The organism is Mycobacterium intermedium (assembly GCF_002086275.1).
Classification (GTDB): Bacteria; Actinomycetota; Actinomycetes; order Mycobacteriales; family Mycobacteriaceae; genus Mycobacterium; species Mycobacterium intermedium.
Genome location: NZ_MVHT01000219.1, coordinates 1 through 1,826, shown reverse-complemented (window position 1 = coordinate 1,826; position 1,826 = coordinate 1). Strand labels below are relative to the sequence as shown.

The 1,826-nt window shown below is 64.4% G+C and carries 1 protein-coding gene and 2 pseudogenes; all 3 read left to right on the top strand.

What is annotated here, in order from left to right; genetic code table 11:
- A pseudogene (locus tag BST27_RS35170) lies at positions 1–395 on the top strand (pentapeptide repeat-containing protein); the annotation flags it as partial.
- 42 nt (positions 396–437) lie between these two features.
- Entirely contained in the window at positions 438–1,064 is a 627-nt protein-coding gene (locus tag BST27_RS34285) for a hypothetical protein (protein WP_249025747.1), read from the top strand.
- Between the two features lie 117 nt (positions 1,065–1,181).
- Positions 1,182–1,751: pseudogene (locus BST27_RS30250) on the top strand (hypothetical protein); the annotation flags it as partial.
- Between the last annotated feature and the right edge of the window lie 75 nt (positions 1,752–1,826).

The window sequence follows — 1,826 nt, the reverse complement described above, 5'->3', positions numbered from 1 at the left end:
TGGGTTGAACGCCGGTAGTGACAACGTCGGGTTGTTCAACTCCGGCACCGGTAACCGCGGGTTGTTCAACTCCGGCACCGGTAACACCGGTATCGGCAACGCCGGTGAGTACAACACCGGTATCGGCAACACCAGCATCGCCAACACCGGTATCGGCAACACCGGCAGCTTCAACACCGGTATCGGCAACACCGGCAGCAACAACACGGGAAGTTTCAACGTCGGTAGCTTCAACACCGGCACTGCCAACCCGGGTGACCTGAACACCGGAAGCTTCAACGCCGGCAACATCAACACCGGCTTCGCCAACGTCGGCGACATCAACACCGGTTCGCAACACCGGCGACAGGAACTTCGGCGCATTCAACCTGGGCAGCGGCCAAGGGGCGGACGGGACCCACATCGCGGTCGAATTCCCGGCGATTCCGATCGACCTGGTGTTCGGCACCAACGTGGCGATCCCGGTCACCGGCTACATCTACCCGATCACCATCTACGCGCCTCCAACGTTCGGCATCCCGGTCAACGTGTCGGTTACCGTTCTGCTGACCATCAACGTCAGCGGAACCCTGCTGAGCCCGGGGATGGACAACATCGTCGTCAACCCGATCGTCTTCAACGACCTGACGGCCGGGGCGGACCTTCGGATCCCGTTCCAGATGAATTTGCTGGGCCGCCTCAACCTGGGCATCCCGGGGCTGTCGGGTTTCGGGAACTCCAACGGGACGTCGTCGTCGGGCTTCTTCAACGGCAGTTCCAACAACACGTCCGGGTTCTTCAACTCGAACGACTGGAGTTCGGGCCTTGCCAACGCGAACGGGGCGTGGACGTCGGGCTGGTACAACTCCGGCACGCTGCTGTCCGGTTTCCAGAACCTCGGCAACGCCATCTCCGGTATCGCCAACACCAGCACCCTCGGGGCAGACACCGCGGCCCTGATCTCCGGTATCGGCAACGTCGGCAGCCAAATCTCCGGCTACTGGAACGGCCAGGTGAGTGCGCTGCAGGCGGCGCTGGCGGCCCTGTCGCCGATCAACGGGGGCCTCGTCGTCACCACCACGTAGCGGCACCACCTAGCGGCATAGGCCGACCGCGTCGGTGCGCCTCTAGTAGCGGTCCTGTCCGTCCTCCTCGATCCCCTCGTCGAGGAGGACGGACGCGCCGCGTGACACACTGGTCACATGGCTGCGCTATCGGCCGTGGTGTTCACGCTGAGCGCCTGGCTCGGGCTCTACCTGCTGGTTCGCGACCCGCGTAAACCCGTGCTCGCGCTGGCCGCGACGGGACTCTGTGCCTTCGCGTCGGTCGTGGCTCTCGACGCGATAAGAACGACCAGCCGCACGCACGCCGAGCTGCTGAGTCAGGCGGAGATCTACCTGGTGGCCGTCCCCGGTGTGGCGTGGTTTGCGGTGCTCCTCGAACTGTCCCGATCCGGTGATTGCGTTCGGCCCCGCAAAGGCGAGCTGGTGCTGGTTGCCGCCGTCGGCGGGCTGACGTTGTTCGGTGCGATGTTGGCCGGTGGCGTTGACGGTCCGGTGCGGGCGGGGCACTGGCTGATGTTCGCGGTGAATTCGGTCGCCACGCTGGGCGCGATGCTTGCCGCGTTGAGGCGACCGGCGCAACCCCTGCCCATCGCTGGCGTCGTGGTCGTGGCAACGCTGTTCTTTGCGCTGAGCAATGCCATCCTGGTCATCCCGCTGGGTTTGCTACCCAGCTGGCTGGCCCTGGCTGCGACGGGTTTCGACGTCCTGGCTAGTCCCCGTTACTGAGTCCACCCGGTTTTGGAGTCGGGTTTGTTGATTCGGATTCAGTTGATCTCGCAGGCC